Below are 15299 nucleotides of genomic sequence, written 5' to 3'. Positions count from 1 at the left end.
CACCGCAGGCGCGTTTCCATCGCGCATGCAAAGTTTCGATCTCGCCCGCATCGCGTGGCAGGAAATCGCCGCCGACGGTTCCAAATACGCGTTGCTTGAAGGCGACAAGACCGTCCCGGGCGGCAGTTTCAGCTATCTGTTTTTTCTGCCCGCCGGGTTGTGGGACCGCCCGCATTGGCACACGGGCGACGCGCGCATCCTCGTTCTCGAGGGCGCTCTAAAGTTCGGGCTCGGGCCCGCTTTCGATCGCGCCGCAACGCGCGTCTATCCGGCGCAGTCGCTGCTGATCGTGCCGCGCGACGAAATCCATTTCGACGGTGCGGATGTCGACACGCTGATCTTCGGCGTGGCCTCGGGGCCTTGGGAAACGCGGTACGTAAGGCCCGATTAGACCGTGTCGTCGCCCGAGCGCGAGATCGTGCGGTCGCGGCCGACGAACGCGCTCATCGCAAGGCCGAGGGCCGTCAAGGTCGCGATCATGGCCGAGCCGCCGAGCGACATCAGCGGCAGCGGTTCGCCGACCACGGGCAGCAGGCCCGTGACCATCGCGATGTTCACGAACACGTTGGCGAAGAACATCGCCGCCACGCCAATCGCGAGCAGGCGCGCGAACTGGCTGCGCGTGCGCGCCGCAATGCCGAGCAGAAACGCGAGAATGCACAGATAAACGACAAGCAGCCCCAACGAGCCCGCAAGGCCGAACTCCTCGGCCAGCACCGCGAAGATGAAGTCGGTCTGTTTTTCGGGCAGGAACTGCAGCTGGCTCTGCGAGCCTTGCGCAAAGCCCTTGCCCCAGATGCCGCCCGAACCCAGCGCAATGCGCGACTGGATGATGTGGTAGCCCGAACCCAGCGGATCGCTCTCGGGGTTGAGGAACGTCAACACGCGGCGCTTCTGGTAGTCGTGCAGGAAACTCCACGCGATGGGGACCGCCGCCGCCACGAGCCCGCCCAGCACGACGAATTTCCACAGCCGCACGCCGGCCACAAAAAACACGACAAGGGCGGTGAAGCCGATCAGCACGGCCGAGCCGAGCTTCGGCTGCACCAGCACGAGGACTGCGGGCAGCAGCACCAAGAACGCCGGCCACAGCAAAAACAGCGGATTGCCGATGCGCTCCTGCGGCATGCCGTGGAAATAGCGCGCGAGCACAAGCACCACGCCGATCTTCACGAATTCCGACGGCTGGATGCGAACGAAGCCCAAATCGAGCCAGCGCTTGGCGCCCATGCCGGCCACGCCCGCAATCTCGACGCCGAGCAGCAGCAGCACGCCCGCCACGTAGAACAGATAAGCAAAGCGAAACCAGGTGCGGATGTCGAGCAAGGCCGCAGCCAGCATCAGCACCACGCCGACGGCCACAAAGATCGCCTGGCGCTGCGCCCACGGCTCCCAATCGCCGCCGGCGGCCGAATAGAGCATTCCGCAGCTCACACCCGTGAGCCCGACCACGAGCAGAACCAGCAGCCACGGCACGTCTTTGAGCCGGGCGAGCAGACTGGGGCGCGCGCGTTGGGTTGTGAGACCGATAGCCATGATGATCCCGCAAGAATAACCCAGCCGCCGCATCCGCGCCATTGAACGTGTTAAACTGGCCGATATCGGCGAATCGACCGGAGCAGCGGCAATGTCAGGGCCAGTTTTTACACTCAAAATCTCGGCCGACGAGGCCAAATTGATGGTCTATCTGCTGCGCCAGGCGCAGATGAAGGGCGATTCGGCGATCGCCATGGGCATTGCTGGCAAGGACATGCTCGCCATGACTATGGACGCCTACAAGAGCCTGGCCGACAAGCTCGAAGAGGCGACTGTCGGCAAACGCCCAACCAAGCCGCAGAATCTCAAAAAATGGTTGCCGGGCCAGACCGTGCCGGCCAAGCGCTACACGACCCCGACCAAAACGCCGCTGCCGAAGTCGCTGCCGCCCAAGCGTTAAGGCGCCCTGCCACCGATTTCGGCCGTAATCAGCCGAGCAGTTTCGGCGACCATGGCGCCAAGCTCGGCAAGCCGCGCGTCGGCAATGCGCGCCTTGGGCCCCGACAGCGATACCGCACAGGCCGCCCGTCCCTGCTCGTCGGTAACGGCAGCCGCCACGCAGCGCAAGCCCACCGCATGTTCCTCGTCGTCGAGCGCATAGCCGCGTTGGCGCGTGCGCTCGATGTCGGCGCGCAAGGCCGATGCGGTCTTCAGCGAATGCTTGGTTGCCGGCACAAGCGTGCGTTTGCGCGCGAAGGCGGCGAAGGCGGCCTCGTCCATCGCCGCGAGCAGCGCCTTGCCCACGCCCGAGCAATGCAGCGGCACGCGTGCCCCCAGCCGCGCGAAGCTGCGCATCATCTCGCGGCATTCGATCTGCGCCACATAGACGGCCGCCCCCTGGTCTTCGAGGGCGAGATTGACGGTCTCGCCGCTGCGCTCCATGAGGCTGCGCATGGGCGCGCGCGCCATCTGCGCCACGTTGCGGGTTTTGAGAAACGCCGCCCCGGCCATGAAGGCCTGCACGCCGACCGTCCAGCCGCGCGTTTCGGCGTCGTAGCGCACGAAACGCTCGGCCTGCAGCGAGGTGAGGATGCGGTGCGCGGTCGAAGGGGCAAGCGACGCCGCCTTGGCGATCTCGGTCAGCGACAAGCCGCCGTCGGCCGCCGCCAGGCGATTGAGGATCGCGAGCGCACGGCTCAGAACCTGGACCTGACCTGAACGTTCGGACTTTCGCATCGCCATTTCGATATCTCCCGGAAACCGCCCCTTATCCCATCCCTTCCACAATGCGGAAAGAGTTCTGTCGGGCGTTGCGTTCGGCCGATAAAGCGTCTATCCGCCAGTCTCGTCTCCGTTTTGCCCCCGAGGAAATCCCATGCCCCAGATGCGCGACCTTGCCGGTCTCAAGATCGATGCCGAGCTCTACCGCTTCGTCGAAGCCGAAGCGCTGCCGGGGACGGGCCTCGATGCGGCCGCTTTCTGGGCCGGGTTCGCCGCGATCTTCCGCGACCTCACGCCGAAGAACCGCGCCTTGCTCGCCGAACGCGACCGGCTGCAGAGCCAGATCGACGCGTGGCACAGGAAGCACGCTGGCAAGCCGGTCGATCCGGCGGCCTACGAAGCCTATCTGCGCGAGATCGGCTATCTCGCACCCGAGGGCCCGGCCTTCACGGTGGGGACGACCGGTACGGACGACGAAGTCGCGCGCATGGCAGGCCCGCAGCTTGTTGTACCGGTCATGAACACGCGTTTTGCGCTCAACGCCGCCAATGCGCGCTGGGGTTCGCTCTACGATGCGTTCTACGGTACCGACGCAATGGGCACCCTGCCCGACCCGACGGTCAAAGGTTTCGATGCCAAGCGCGGGGCCCAAGTCATCGCGCGCGCGCGTGCTTTCCTCGACGAGGCGGCCCCGCTCAAAGGGGCTTCGCACAAGGATGCCGCGCTGTATGCGGTCGAGGGCGGTGCGTTGTCGGTCACGCTCAAGAACGGCACTAAGGCATGCCTTTCGGATCCCGCCAAGTTCGTTGGCTATCGCGGCAATGCGGGCGCCCCGTCGTGCGTGCTGCTCAAGAACAACGGCCTGCATTTCGAGATCGTCGTCGACGCTGGCCATCCGATCGGCAAGACCGATGCCGCACACGTGGCCGACATTGTGCTCGAATCCGCCCTCACGACGATCATGGACTGCGAAGACAGCATCGCCGCCGTCGATGCCGCCGACAAGGTGGTCGTCTATCGCAATTGGCTCGGCCTTATGCAGGGCACGCTCGAAGCGAACTTCGAAAAAGGCGGCAAAACCGTCGCGCGGGCACTCAATCCCGACCGCGTCTACACGAGCGCCAATGGCGGCTCGCTGGCACTGCACGGGCGCAGCCTCATGTTCATCCGCAATGTCGGCCATCTGATGACGATGGACGCCGTGCTGATGGAAGACGGCTCCGAGACGCCTGAAGGCATTCTCGACGGTATCGTTACTTCCCTCGTGGCGCTTCACGATCTCAAGGGAAGCGGCAAGCTTCGCAACAGCCGCACGGGCTCGGTCTATATCGTGAAGCCCAAAATGCACGGGCCCGCCGAAGCCGCCTTTGCGGGCGAATTGTTCGCGCGCATCGAAACGCTGCTTGGCCTGCCAGCCAACACGATAAAGATCGGCATCATGGACGAGGAGCGCCGCACGAGTGCGAACCTCAAAGAATGCATCCGCGCCGTGAAGGACCGGGTTGCGTTCATCAATACTGGCTTCCTCGACCGTACCGGCGACGAGATGCACACCTCGATGCAGGCGGGTGCCATGGTGCGCAAAGCCGACATGAAAAACGCCGCCTGGATATCCGCCTACGAAGACCGCAACGTCGATATCGGCCTTGCCTGCGGACTGGCCGGCAAGGCGCAGATCGGCAAGGGCATGTGGGCGATGCCCGACCGCATGGCCGACATGCTGAAGGCCAAGGCGGCCCACCCGATGGCGGGGGCCAACACGGCGTGGGTGCCCTCGCCCACCGCCGCGACGCTGCATGCGTTGCACTACCACCAGATCGACGTTGCCGCGCGGCAAGCCGAAATCGCCAAGCGTGCACCCGCCAAACTCTCGGACCTGCTGACAATCCCGCTCGCCCGCGGCATCAACTGGTCGGCTGCCGACATCACGGCCGAACTCGAAAACAACGCGCAAGGCATTCTGGGCTACGTGGTGCGCTGGATCGACCAGGGTATCGGCTGCTCGAAGGTGCCGGACATCCACAATGTCGGCCTCATGGAAGACCGCGCGACCTTGCGCATCTCGAGCCAACACATCGCAAACTGGCTCGTGCACGGCGTGTGCACGAAGGACCAGGTCATGGACACGATGAAGCGCATGGCGGCCGTGGTCGACGGCCAGAACGCCGGCGACAAGCTCTACCGCCCGATGGCGCCGAATTTCGACACGAGCATCGCCTTCCAAGCCGCCTGCGCGCTCGTGTTCGAGGGCACGGTCCAGCCCAGCGGCTACACCGAACCGCTGCTACACGCCTACCGCCGCAAGCTCAAAGCGGCCGGTTAAGCCGCTTCGCGCATTTCCCTGAACGCCGCGTCCATAGCGGCGGCGAGGCCGGGGCCGTCGCAAAGTGCGCTCGCACGCATGCGGATGCGCATGCCTTCGCGCAAGGCCGCCAGCCTGTCGAGATCGTGTGCAGCGGCAATTGCGCGGGCGACATATGCGTCCAGGGTGTCGGTGCACCAGTCGGCGAGGTTGAGGGCCGACAGAAGGCAATCGCCATAGCGGCCCAAAGGCGGACGAGCACGCAAACTCACCAAAGGTGCGCCCATCCACAAGGCTTCGAAGCTGGTGACGCCGCCATTATGCGCGAACGGGTCGAGGGCTATATCGACGGTTCGATACGCATCCCACGTTTTGGGTTGTGGGCGCGTGTAGCGCAGTTCAAGGCGTTCGGGTGCGATCCCATACTTGGCAAAGCGTGCTTGCATGCGCGCAACCGCACCCGCATCGACGAAAGCCAAAGCGTTCAGGAACAGGCGCGATTTCGGCACGGCGCCAAGGATGCGCGCCCATGCGGCGATCACATCGTCGTTGAGACGCACGAGGCGCGAAAAGCTCGCAAACTTGACGTAGCCTGCGGCCAGTGCGGGCAGCGGCCCGGGATCGGGCATGTCCGTCGGCGGGTCGTAGGCGAAGCACGCGCGCGGCAAGCGCCAGGGTTTCTCGGTGAGTGCAGCTTCGGCACCGGGCGGCAGCATCTGCGCATCGCCGAGATAATAGTCCATCTCCGGCACGCCCGTCGTACCGCCATAGCCGAGCCATGTGACCTGCACGGGTGCGGCACGCCGCGCAAACAGTTTCAAACGCGTGGCCGCCGTGTGGCCCGCAAGATCGACGAGCACGTCGATGCCGTCGCGGCGGATTGCATCGAGCAGCGCCGCATCGTCGAGTGCTGAAGCATCGCGCCAGTTTTCGAACAGCGGGCGCAGTGCGGCCGTGCCTGCATCGGGGCGCGCGACCGAGGCATAAGCAAAGGTCTCGACCTTCGCGCGGTCGTGGTGCGGAACGACGGGGCTCAGGAAATGGCGGATCGAGTGCAGCCGCAGATCCTGCGACACGTAGCCCACGCGCAGGCGCCGACCGCCGAGCGCCGGTGCTGCGAGCTTTGCCGCGCGCACCGGCACGAAGCGCTGCCCCCACGCGACGTAGCAGGCTTTGAGGGCCGCTTCATCGAGCGTGGGATCGTAATTGGCCGCAAACAGATCGTCGGTCCAGGCCTGCTCGTCGTTGGGATTGGCGGCGATGGCGGCGGCAAAAGCCGCGCGCGCCTCGACCACGCGGCCGTCTTGCAGCAGCACCGTGCCGAGCCAGCGCTGTGCGGCCGCCGGATCGGCGGCGCTCACGAGCGCTTGGCGCGCGGCAATCTCGGCCTTCGTGATGTCGCCGAAGGCAAGGTCGGTCACCGAGCGGAAATGGAACAAAGCCGGCGACGATGCCCCTGCGGCCGCCGCGTCGTCGAGGATGCGGGCGGCTTCGGCGTAGCGGTCGCGGCGGTGCAGGATTTCGACCTGCAGGGCGCGTATGTCGGCATTGGCGGGGGCGATGCGGGCGGCGGCGGCCAGATCGGCCAAGGAGGCATCGGCATTGCCCGAGGCCGCATGCAGCCTCGCGCGCACCATCAAAGGGCCCGCCTGCCCCGGCAGCAAGGCGACGGCGCGCGCAGCACAAACGGCCGCACGCACCTTGTCGTCCATGGCGAGAAAAACTTGTGCGCAGCCGAATTGGACCTGGCCGTCGGCTTCATTCGCGGGATCCGCGTCGAGCGAGCGCGCCAGACGCAGCGCCTCGTCCCAGGCCCCGGCTTGCGCCAGGGCCGCCAGCTTTGCACTCACGCGGCAGGCTTGGAGGCGATCGCCTCTTCGAGTTCGTAGAAGGTCGGCTGCAGTTCAGAGGGCACGCTCTTGCGGCCGATCTCGGTCGAGATCTGCGGCGCGTTGCCCTGGAGATGGGCCACGAACGTGTCGCGGATGATCTCGTAGAATTTGAACTCGTCCTCGTAGACCTGCTTCAAGCGGCCGGCCATCGGCCCCAAAATCCCGTAGGACAGCAACACGCCCAAGAACGTGCCGACGAGGGCCGAACCGATCAGGCCGCCCAGCACGATCGGCGGCTGGTCGATCGACGACATGGTCTTGATGACGCCCATGACGGCGGCGACGATGCCGAGTGCCGGGCACGCATCGGCCGTGGTCGAAAGTGCGCTCGAGCCGCGCATCACTTCGTGATGGTGCTTCTCGAGCTCTTTGTTGAAGATTTCTTCGAGCTGGTGCGCGTCTTCCACGCCCATGGAGAGCATGCGCATATGGTCGCAGATCAGCAGGATCGCGTATTTGTTGGCCAGCACCTTCGGATAGGCCATGAAGATATTGGACTCGTCCGGCTTCTCGATGTGCGGTTCGACCGCGAGCGTGCCCTTCGAGCGCGCGAGCTTCAGGATCGTGAAGATCAGGCACAAAAGATCGATATAGTCTTCGCGCTTGTATTTGGGGCCGCTGAAGACGCGGCCGAAATCCTTGATCGCGTGGCTGATGACGCTGCCGGAATTGCCGACGAGGAACGAGCCCGCCGCCGAACCGCCGATGATCAGGAACTCGAACGGCAGCGCTTTCAGGATGATGCCGATTTTGCCGCCGGCGATGATGTAGCCGCCGAACACGCAAAACAGCACCAGCAGCAAGCCAATGATCGCAAACATTCGGCCCTCCCTGGGACCCACGGGATACGAATCTCAATGCCTCATACTATGGCACGACAGTTAACATTTGGTAACGTTGGCGAATTCGACTGCCATTCCAACGCGTTGCGACGTGCGTACTTAGGCGCTGTCGCTGCGCTCGGGCACAATGCTTAAAGTGGGCTTGGGCGTCTGCGCCGGATTTTTCGACGATGCGACCGGGGCCGGTTCGGCCAGGCGCAGCTTCTGCTGGCGCAGATAGGCAAGCGGGATCAGCGCCAGATAGAACAGGCCAAACGCCAGCAGCGTCGCCCACGGCGCGTTCGCAAGTGCTGCGAAGAACAGCCCGACACCGACAAGTGCCGGTACAAGCCAGCCGCGCGGCACATGCAGCTTCTTGCCCGAGAAAGTCGGCAGGCGGCTTACCATCAAGAACGCGACGAGGGCGAGCACGACGGCCCCCAGCCACGCGCGATCGGCAACGCCGGCGCCGAATTCGAAATGCGCCATCATCGGCATCAACGCAAGCCCCGCACCGGCGGGGGCCGGCACGCCCGTAAAGAAGTGGCCTGCCCAGCTCGGCTGGTTGGGCTCGGACAGCATCGTATTGAAGCGCGCCAAGCGCAGCGCACAACACACCGCGTAGGCGAGTGCGACGATCCAGCCCAAGCCGCCCCAAGCGCTGAGCACCCAAAGATACACGATCACCGCCGGGGCCACGCCGAAGCTCAAAAAATCGGACAGCGAGTCAAGCTCGGCGCCGAATTTAGATGTGCCGTTGAGCAGGCGCGCCATGCGCCCGTCGAGCCCGTCGAGCACGGCTGCGACCATGATCGCCGCGACCGCCATCTCGAAGCGGCCGTCGATCGCAAAGCGAATGCCCGAGAGGCCGGCGCACAAAGCGCCGACCGTGATCGCGTTCGGGATCAGGCGGTTCATGTTGCCGCCGCCGACCCGTTGCGCACGCAACCGCGCGCGTTTTTCGCGATTGCGCCCGAACATCAGATCGTCTCCCCCGTGCGTTGCGGTTCGCTTGCGGCAAGATCGGCCAACACCGTTTCGCCGCCGATCGTGCTTTGGCCCACGCATACGAGCGGAACCACGCCCGCAGGAAGATACACGTCGCAGCGGCTGCCGAAGCGGATCAGCCCGTAGCGCTCGCCGGTTTTGACCTGCTGGTCGTCTTTGATGTCGTAAAGGATGCGCCGTGCGACGAGGCCCGCGATCTGAACAAACGCAATCTCGCGGCCGTCGGCCATCGCAAGCCGCACCGACATACGCTCGTTCTCGTCGGACGCTTTGTCGAGGGCCGCATTCAGGAACTTGCCCGCCATGTAACGCGCCTTCACCACGCGCCCTGCGACGGGAACGCGGTTCACATGCACGTTGAACACATTGAGGAATACCGAGATGCGCGTCAGCGGCTGGTCGCCCATCTCGAGCTCGGGCGGCGGGACGGCCGGGACGATCAATTGCACCATGCCGTCGGCTGGGCTCACGATGAGGCCCGGCCTTGTCGGCACCACGCGATCGGGATCGCGGAAGAAATAGATCATCCAGGCCGTGACAAGCGCCAGCACTGCCGCCAAGGGCGCCCAGGCAAAAGCGGCCAAAAACGTCGCAACAACACCGCCGGCAACAAACGGCACGCCAGCCCGATGAATCGGCGCTGAAACCGATTTCCACATATCGCTCATAGACTTGTGCACCACTCTTAAGGCAAAACTTTGACTTCGGCCGAAGAGTTTAGCGCCAAGCCGTCAAAGACGCCAGTTCAGTTGGTCTTCGGCACCGCGAAGACTTGGCCGGGGAAGATCAAATCCGGGTCGCCGATCTGGTCGCGATTGGCGTCGTAAATCGTGGTGAAGCGCACGCCGTCGCCATAGACGCGGCGCGCAATGCGCCACAGCGAATTGCCGGGCTGCACCACGACGATGTTCTGACCGGGTGCAAACGCAACCATGGAATCGCGCTGGAAACGCGTTTCGGCGCGTGCGGCAACCTTGCCGTCGCCGCCGAGCTCGTCGGCGCGCATCATGTAGAAGCCAGGTGCGAGTTCCGGGATGCGCACGACCCATTTGCCGTCGGCATCGATGCGTGCTTCGCCCACCGGGCGATTGTCGAGATAGAGGCGCAAGGCAGCCCCCGGCGTGCCGCGCCCGGCAATCGTAACCTCGCCCTTCTCGCCATAGTCGATCGCGTCGATCGTCACGCGCGGCCCGCCCGCGCCAAGCGACGCCACACCGCCGCCGGGCGTTTGCAGCAAGTTCGGCCCTGCCCGCCCCGGCTCGGTCGGCAACAAGGCAGCCAGCGGCCCGCCGCCGCTGCCCGCAATCGCGCCGCGCGGCGGCACGACGATCGCAACGCTGCGCTCGCTGGTCGCCTCGGTGCCGTCGCTGTCGCGCGCGGACAGCGTGAGATCGTGCGCCCCCTCCGCCAACGGTTCGACGGTGACGAACACCCATTCGCCGCGCCCGTCGGCGGTCACGCGGCCGATTTCCTTGCCGCCGTCGAGAATTGAAACGCTTGAGTTCGGGGCCGCACGCCCGGCGATCACCGCATCGCCCGACGGGCTCACGCGCACGACGTCGAAACTCGGCCGCGTGCGCGTCGCCGCCGGTGCCGGCGCTTGCGCAGGTGCCGTGGCCGCAACCGTGGGCGCCGACGTCGGTGCGATCGCGCGCGGTGGCGGATCGGGCTGCCAGCTGCGCAGGCCGAATATTACAGCCGCAATAAGGGCTGCGACGCCGAACAATGCCAAGAACGTGGTGCGATTCATGCGCGTGTATTACCCGGGCGACTCGAAACGAATTTGGGAAACGAGACCTCAGCTTAGGCCCCTTTCGCCTGCCCCCGCAATCGCCGCCCCATTTTAGGGGGCGGGACCCGAAACGCGATTGGCGATGGCGGGCAATTGGCGCAGATACGCAACCATTGCCGATCGGTCGGCCGGCGTCAGCGGCCCCGTGCTGTTCTTGACGACTTCGCCCATGTCGCCGCCCACAAAATCGCCCACCGGCGTCATGCCCATCGACAGAAGATCTTGGTAATCGGCCGGCGACCATTTGCCGATGCCGGTGTCGCGGTCGGGCGTGATGTTGGGCACGCGCCCGCCGCCTGGATGCGCGCGGTCGCCCGCGTAGAGCATGTCGCGCTTGAGCCCGCCCATCGCATTGCGCGGCGAATGGCATTCGGCGCAATGGCCGAGGGCTTGGGCAAGATAGGCGCCGCGATTGATTTCGGCCGATTTGGCCGGATCGGCGACGAAGGCGCCGGGCGTGAAATTCAGCAGCTTCCAGCCGAATTGCAGCGGCCGCAGATTGAAAGGAAAGCCCACATCGTGCGGCCGGCTCGGCTTGTCCGACACCGGCAGCGTGAAGATGTAGGCTTTGAGATCGACCATGTCCTGATCCGTCATTTTCGTAAACGACGTATACGGGAACACCGGGAAGTAATGCGCCCCGTCGGGGCGACGACCAAGGCGCAGCGCACGCACGAAATCATCGTCCGACCAGCGGCCGATGCCGGCCGTCGGGTGGGCCGTGATGTTGGGGCCGTAGAAACTGCCGAACGGCGTTTTGAGCTCGCGCCCGCCGGCCAAAAGCTGACCGCTATTCTTGACGTCGGTGTGGCAGCCCGCACAACCACCGGCAGCAAATATGTATTCGCCGCGTTTGGCGTCGCCCGCCGCTGCCGCCGGGCGTGCTGCCAAAAACAAAACGCCCGCCAGGGCGACGATGAAGCCCAGGCGGGCGCTTGCATGCATAGCGGCGTTATCCTCAGTTGGCCGGACGGCGGAACGGCGTGTGGCAGGCACCGCAGGTCTGGCCCAATGCCGGGAATGCGGCCTTGAAGCCCGCCTCGTCGCCGGCCGCAGCCAGACGCACGAGATTGGCGGCAGCATCGCGCTGGCGGTCGAAGATTGCGTCGAATTCGGCCTTGCGCTCCCAGATCGCGGGCAGTGCCGCCGAGTTCGCCGCCGTCGAGCCGGCCGGGAACAGGCCCTTGCCCTTTGCGGCATCGCTTTGTACGGTTGCCGCCGCTTGGCCTGCGGCCGCGGCGTTCCACGGCGCTTCGCCGCGAACCATCGGCACCAGCACGCGCAAGGCCGCACCGTTGGCCTTCATCAAATCCTGGCGCGCGGCGATTTCGGGCGCCTGAGCGGAAGCGCCGGCGACGGCGCCAAGCAGGGCAACACCAAGGGCGAATGCAAAGCTTGTCGAACGCATGGACATTTTCATCGGGGCAGCCTCTGCTTTATGGGGGAAGGTTTCGAGATTGTTGGCTTTTCGCAAACGGCGAGTCTGCAAAACGCGGAGCGATTTAAACATTGTCCTGCGATTAAGAACAAGGCAACGAACAATCCACCGTTTGTGAATAGACCGTTCAAGGATCGGCAACAATCAATGACTACTCCGCCTCCTGCAGCTCCCCCTCTTCGCGCAGTCTGCGTTTATTGCGGCTCTTCGAACGACGGCCCGCCCAGCCACCGCGAAGCGGCCTTCACATTCGGCACCCAGCTCGCATCCGAAGGCATCGACCTCGTCTATGGCGGCGGGCGCGTGGGCCTCATGGGCGCGGTCGCGGACGGTGCCATTTCGGCAGGCGGCCGCGTCGTCGGCATTATCCCTGAGCATCTGATGCGCGCCGAAGTCGGCCACGGCCAAGTCTCGGAGCTGCACGTGGTTCCTTCGATGCATGTGCGCAAGGAAATGATGTTCGCGCGATCCGACGGGTTCGCCGTCTTGCCCGGCGGCCCCGGCACGCTCGACGAAATGTTCGAAATCCTGACCTGGCGGCAATTGAGCCTGCACGACAAGCCCTTGGTCGTGTGCAATCTCGACAATTACTGGGGCAAGCTCTTGGGGGCGATCGACGGCATCATCGAGAGCCGCTACGCAAAGCCGAGCTTTCGCGACTTCTACCGTGTGGTCGACACGATCGACGCCCTGCTTCCCGCCCTACGCGCCGCCCCTGCTGCGCGCATCGAAGCCCAGCCTGCAAAGTTCTAAAGAGAGATATACGCATTACATTTGTACAATAGATTCCGCACGCGGCATGGCGTTTGCACATTTTCGGCACATCCGATTTCCCGTCTCGGCCGCCGAAAGGAAAATCCCATGTCGCGTTCTTCGCCCCTGCCGCCGACACGCAGCGCCCTTCCCGTCTCGCGCCGCTCGCTGTTGCTCGCCGCCCCGGCCGTCGCCCTGACGCTCGGCAGCGGGCGCGCAAATGCGCAAGGTGCACGCTTTCGCTTCAATCTCGGCTGGCGCGTCGATGCCGGTGCGGCCGGCGTCCTCCTGGCGGCGGAACGCGGCTATTTCCGCGAAGAAGGCATCGACATCGTGGTCGATGCCGGCAACGGCTCGACCGGCGCGATCACGGCTGTGGCCAGTGGCGCCTACGAAGCGGCGTCGGCCGATTTCGCGTCGATGATCCAGCACAATGTCGCGACCCCCGACCGGCGCCTGATCGCCGCCGCCATCATGTACGACACCAACGCCAATTCGCTGATTGTGCGCGCCAACTCGACCATCCGCGAGCCACGCGACTTCATCGGCAAGCGCATTGCGGGCCAGCCCGCCAACGCCTCGCGTGCATTGTTCCCGATCTTCGCCAAGGCCAACAACATCCCGGTCGATTCCGTGCAATGGCAGTCGGTCGATCCGGGCATCGGCATCCAGCTTTTCGTGCGCGGCGAGATGGACGCTCTGGCGTTCTTCTTCATGAGCGGCCTAATGAGCCTCAAGGCGGCCGGCATGCCGCTCGAGCAGACGCGCACCTTCCGCTATTCCGACTACGGCCTGCAGAGCTACGGCAACGCGCTCGTCGTCTCCGCGCGTCTTGCGTCCGAAAATCCGCGCCTCGTGCAGGGCTTCATCCGCGGCATCACGCGTGGCTGGATCGACTGCATCGCCGATCCGGAGGCCGGCGGCCGCGCCGTCAAGGCGCGCGATCCGCTGGTCGATCTCGCGATCGAAACCGACCGTCTCAAGATGGTGACCGAGGGCTGCATGACCACAGCCGACACGCGCGCGCGCGGCTGGGGGGCGGCCACCGAAGCGCGCCTGGCTGCGTCAATTGCCGAAACCGTGCAGACTTTCGGCCTGCAGGGCACGCTTTCCCCGGCCGACGTCTATTCCGACCGCTTCCTTGCCCCGGTGGCCGACCGCACGCTGCGCGGCGTGCGCAGCTAGGGGTGCTTGCACCATGGCGATCCCGGTCATCAGTCTTGCCCAGAGCCCGGACGATGTCGCCGCCGCCATCCGCGCGGCCGGCGAAGCGCACGGGTTTTTCTACGCGGTCGACCACGGCGTGCCCGAGGCTCTCGTGGCCGGGCAATACGATTGGGCCGCCAAACTCTTCGCCCTGCCGCACGAAGAAAAACTCGCCATCTCGATGTTCAACTCGCCCACGCGGCGCGGCTACGAGTCGATCGGCGACCAGACGCTCGATCTCGCGGCCAAGCCCGACCAGAAAGAAAGTTTCTATTGCGGCGTGCCCTACGCGCCCGAGCATCCTTACGTGAAAGCCGGTATCGCCTTCTACGGCGAAAACCAATGGCCCGCGGCGCTGCCTGACATGGCGGCGCACACGGCCCGCTACATCGACGCGATGCAGAAACTCGCCGAACGCCTGATGCGCGATCTCGCACGTTCGCTCGGATTGGCACCCGATTGGTTCGACCGCACGATGGCCGATCCGATGGTGACACTGCGTCTCTTGCGCTATCCGCCGCATCCGGCGCAAGCCCCCGCCGATCTGTTCGGTGCCGGCGCGCATACGGATTGGGGCTCGATCACGATCCTTGCTCAAGACGATCTCGGCGGGCTGCAGGTGCAGGCTGCCGACGGCGGCTGGATCGACGCAACGCCGATCAAAGGCAGCTTCGTCGTCAATTTCGGCGACATGATCCCGCGCTGGACCAACGGGCGCTACCGCTCGAACCCGCATCGCGTGGTCAACGCCAACGCATCGGGCCGCGACCGCTATTCGATCCCGTTTTTCTATTCGCCGAACTACGATGCGCGCATCGAGCCCGTGCCCGGCAGCGTTGCACCCGGCCAAGCGCCCGCCTACGATTCCTGCACGGCGGGCGAACATATGGCCGAGATGTACCGCAAGACCTACGCCAAAGCCGCATGAGCGACGCGCCCGTCTGCCTTGACGTCAACCTTTTCTGCGCCGATCCGGTGGCGTTGTTGGCGTTCTACCGCGCGGTGCTGGGCCTGCCCGAGAACGAAGCCGCGCGCTCGCCCATCTACCGCGCCTTGCGTTTGGGCGAAGCCGAACTCGGCTTCAACAAGACCGACGCTTACGCGCTGCTCGATCTTGCCGATCGCGTGCCCAGCGACAAGGGTATACGCGCCTATGCCACGTTCGTCTTCGCGCGCGCCGAAGAAATCGAAACCGTCGCGGCACGCGTGGCCGCAGCCGGCGGTCGCGTAATCAAGGGCCCCTACCGCACCTATTACGGTGCTTGGCAGATCGTCGCGGAAGATCCCGAGGGCAACGTGTTCCGCCTGAACCATCGCGGGTGATACGCCAAAGCGATTGCCCCCCATGTCCTTGGCGTTGGGAAACCGTGTGTCGATAAAGTAGTCTGAA

The 15299-nt window shown here is 65.0% G+C and carries 16 protein-coding genes; 7 read left to right on the top strand and 9 right to left on the bottom strand.

Annotated elements, in window-relative coordinates; all coding sequences use genetic code 11:
* Nucleotides 1-25 precede the first annotated feature (25 nt).
* Complete coding sequence (locus O9320_11505) at nucleotides 26-391, top strand: cupin domain-containing protein (protein MCZ8311476.1); 366 nt, start codon at nucleotides 26-28, stop codon at nucleotides 389-391.
* Here the strand turns inward: O9320_11505 and rodA are convergent.
* A complete protein-coding gene (gene rodA, locus O9320_11500; GenBank protein MCZ8311475.1) occupies nucleotides 388-1536 on the bottom strand; it encodes a rod shape-determining protein RodA in 1149 nt (382 codons plus the stop codon). The genes O9320_11505 and rodA overlap by 4 nt on opposite strands.
* A 91-nt stretch (nucleotides 1537-1627) precedes the next feature.
* Here rodA and O9320_11495 point away from each other — a divergent pair, with 91 nt between their 5' ends.
* A complete protein-coding gene (locus O9320_11495) occupies nucleotides 1628-1936 on the top strand; it encodes a hypothetical protein (GenBank protein MCZ8311474.1) in 309 nt (102 codons plus the stop codon).
* Here O9320_11495 and O9320_11490 read toward each other — a convergent pair.
* Nucleotides 1933-2718: a helix-turn-helix domain-containing protein gene (locus O9320_11490; protein ID MCZ8311473.1), complete on the bottom strand. Its 786-nt coding sequence runs from the start codon at nucleotides 2716-2718 to the stop codon at nucleotides 1933-1935. The two genes, O9320_11495 and O9320_11490, sit on opposite strands and share 4 nt — an antisense overlap.
* 133 nt (nucleotides 2719-2851) lie before the next feature.
* Here O9320_11490 and O9320_11485 point away from each other — a divergent pair, with 133 nt between their 5' ends.
* Nucleotides 2852-5020 (top strand): malate synthase G, encoded by a 2169-nt coding sequence (locus tag O9320_11485; protein ID MCZ8311472.1) that lies wholly within the window; start codon nucleotides 2852-2854, stop codon nucleotides 5018-5020.
* Here O9320_11485 and O9320_11480 read toward each other — a convergent pair.
* The 7 genes from O9320_11480 to O9320_11450 all read right to left on the bottom strand — a co-directional run bounded on the left by O9320_11480 (nucleotide 5017) and on the right by O9320_11450 (nucleotide 11920).
* The gene (locus O9320_11480; protein ID MCZ8311471.1) at nucleotides 5017-6849 is read right to left on the bottom strand and encodes a hypothetical protein; all 1833 of its coding nucleotides are present in this window, start codon (nucleotides 6847-6849) and stop codon (nucleotides 5017-5019) included. The genes O9320_11485 and O9320_11480 overlap by 4 nt on opposite strands.
* A complete protein-coding gene (motA, locus tag O9320_11475) occupies nucleotides 6846-7712 on the bottom strand; it encodes a flagellar motor stator protein MotA (protein ID MCZ8311470.1) in 867 nt (288 codons plus the stop codon). The genes O9320_11480 and motA overlap by 4 nt, the downstream gene beginning before the upstream one ends.
* Before the next feature lie 120 nt (nucleotides 7713-7832).
* A complete protein-coding gene (pssA, locus tag O9320_11470; GenBank protein ID MCZ8311469.1) occupies nucleotides 7833-8693 on the bottom strand; it encodes a CDP-diacylglycerol--serine O-phosphatidyltransferase in 861 nt (286 codons plus the stop codon).
* Nucleotides 8693-9388 (bottom strand): phosphatidylserine decarboxylase, encoded by a 696-nt coding sequence (locus O9320_11465; protein MCZ8311468.1) that lies wholly within the window; start codon nucleotides 9386-9388, stop codon nucleotides 8693-8695. The genes pssA and O9320_11465 overlap by 1 nt, the downstream gene beginning before the upstream one ends.
* 77 nt (nucleotides 9389-9465) lie before the next feature.
* The gene (locus O9320_11460) at nucleotides 9466-10470 is read right to left on the bottom strand and encodes a LysM peptidoglycan-binding domain-containing protein (protein ID MCZ8311467.1); all 1005 of its coding nucleotides are present in this window, start codon (nucleotides 10468-10470) and stop codon (nucleotides 9466-9468) included.
* A gap of 93 nt (nucleotides 10471-10563) precedes the next feature.
* Nucleotides 10564-11457, bottom strand: coding sequence for a cytochrome c (locus O9320_11455; protein MCZ8311466.1), 894 nt, complete (start codon nucleotides 11455-11457; stop codon nucleotides 10564-10566).
* Between the two features lie 13 nt (nucleotides 11458-11470).
* Nucleotides 11471-11920, bottom strand: coding sequence for a cytochrome c (locus O9320_11450; protein MCZ8311465.1), 450 nt, complete (start codon nucleotides 11918-11920; stop codon nucleotides 11471-11473).
* 177 nt (nucleotides 11921-12097) lie between these two features.
* Here O9320_11450 and O9320_11445 point away from each other — a divergent pair, with 177 nt between their 5' ends.
* From O9320_11445 to O9320_11430, 4 genes are all read left to right on the top strand, one after another.
* The gene (locus tag O9320_11445) at nucleotides 12098-12703 is read left to right on the top strand and encodes a TIGR00730 family Rossman fold protein (GenBank protein MCZ8311464.1); all 606 of its coding nucleotides are present in this window, start codon (nucleotides 12098-12100) and stop codon (nucleotides 12701-12703) included.
* Between the two features lie 108 nt (nucleotides 12704-12811).
* On the top strand, nucleotides 12812-13888 hold the full coding sequence (locus tag O9320_11440) for an ABC transporter substrate-binding protein (protein ID MCZ8311463.1): 1077 nt from the start codon (nucleotides 12812-12814) through the stop codon (nucleotides 13886-13888).
* Between the two features lie 13 nt (nucleotides 13889-13901).
* Nucleotides 13902-14837: an isopenicillin N synthase family oxygenase gene (locus O9320_11435; protein MCZ8311462.1), complete on the top strand. Its 936-nt coding sequence runs from the start codon at nucleotides 13902-13904 to the stop codon at nucleotides 14835-14837.
* Nucleotides 14834-15232, top strand: coding sequence for a VOC family protein (locus tag O9320_11430; protein MCZ8311461.1), 399 nt, complete (start codon nucleotides 14834-14836; stop codon nucleotides 15230-15232). Before O9320_11435 ends, O9320_11430 begins: the two co-directional genes overlap by 4 nt.
* The last annotated feature ends 67 nt before the right edge of the window (nucleotides 15233-15299 follow it).

The sequence above is a fragment of the Magnetospirillum sp. genome (assembly GCA_027532905.1).
GTDB lineage: Bacteria > Pseudomonadota > Alphaproteobacteria > CACIAM-22H2 > CACIAM-22H2 > Tagaea.
The sequence above is the reverse complement of the archived record's forward strand: the minus strand, read 5'-3'. Positions and strand labels throughout refer to the sequence as shown.

Excerpts from the sequence above, each read along its gene's own strand:
- O9320_11505 (MCZ8311476.1), top strand. The coding sequence starts at position 26 with ATGCAAAGTTTCGATCTCGCCCGCATCGCGTGGCAGGAAATCGCCGCC.
- rodA (MCZ8311475.1), bottom strand. The coding sequence starts at position 1,536 with ATGGCTATCGGTCTCACAACCCAACGCGCGCGCCCCAGTCTGCTCGCC.
- O9320_11495 (MCZ8311474.1), top strand. The coding sequence starts at position 1,628 with ATGTCAGGGCCAGTTTTTACACTCAAAATCTCGGCCGACGAGGCCAAA.
- O9320_11490 (MCZ8311473.1), bottom strand. The coding sequence starts at position 2,718 with ATGGCGATGCGAAAGTCCGAACGTTCAGGTCAGGTCCAGGTTCTGAGC.
- O9320_11485 (MCZ8311472.1), top strand. The coding sequence starts at position 2,852 with ATGCCCCAGATGCGCGACCTTGCCGGTCTCAAGATCGATGCCGAGCTC.
- motA (MCZ8311470.1), bottom strand. The coding sequence starts at position 7,712 with ATGTTTGCGATCATTGGCTTGCTGCTGGTGCTGTTTTGCGTGTTCGGC.
- pssA (MCZ8311469.1), bottom strand. The coding sequence starts at position 8,693 with ATGTTCGGGCGCAATCGCGAAAAACGCGCGCGGTTGCGTGCGCAACGG.
- O9320_11465 (MCZ8311468.1), bottom strand. The coding sequence starts at position 9,388 with ATGAGCGATATGTGGAAATCGGTTTCAGCGCCGATTCATCGGGCTGGC.
- O9320_11460 (MCZ8311467.1), bottom strand. The coding sequence starts at position 10,470 with ATGAATCGCACCACGTTCTTGGCATTGTTCGGCGTCGCAGCCCTTATT.
- O9320_11455 (MCZ8311466.1), bottom strand. The coding sequence starts at position 11,457 with ATGCATGCAAGCGCCCGCCTGGGCTTCATCGTCGCCCTGGCGGGCGTT.
- O9320_11450 (MCZ8311465.1), bottom strand. The coding sequence starts at position 11,920 with ATGCGTTCGACAAGCTTTGCATTCGCCCTTGGTGTTGCCCTGCTTGGC.
- O9320_11445 (MCZ8311464.1), top strand. The coding sequence starts at position 12,098 with ATGACTACTCCGCCTCCTGCAGCTCCCCCTCTTCGCGCAGTCTGCGTT.
- O9320_11440 (MCZ8311463.1), top strand. The coding sequence starts at position 12,812 with ATGTCGCGTTCTTCGCCCCTGCCGCCGACACGCAGCGCCCTTCCCGTC.
- O9320_11435 (MCZ8311462.1), top strand. The coding sequence starts at position 13,902 with ATGGCGATCCCGGTCATCAGTCTTGCCCAGAGCCCGGACGATGTCGCC.
- O9320_11430 (MCZ8311461.1), top strand. The coding sequence starts at position 14,834 with ATGAGCGACGCGCCCGTCTGCCTTGACGTCAACCTTTTCTGCGCCGAT.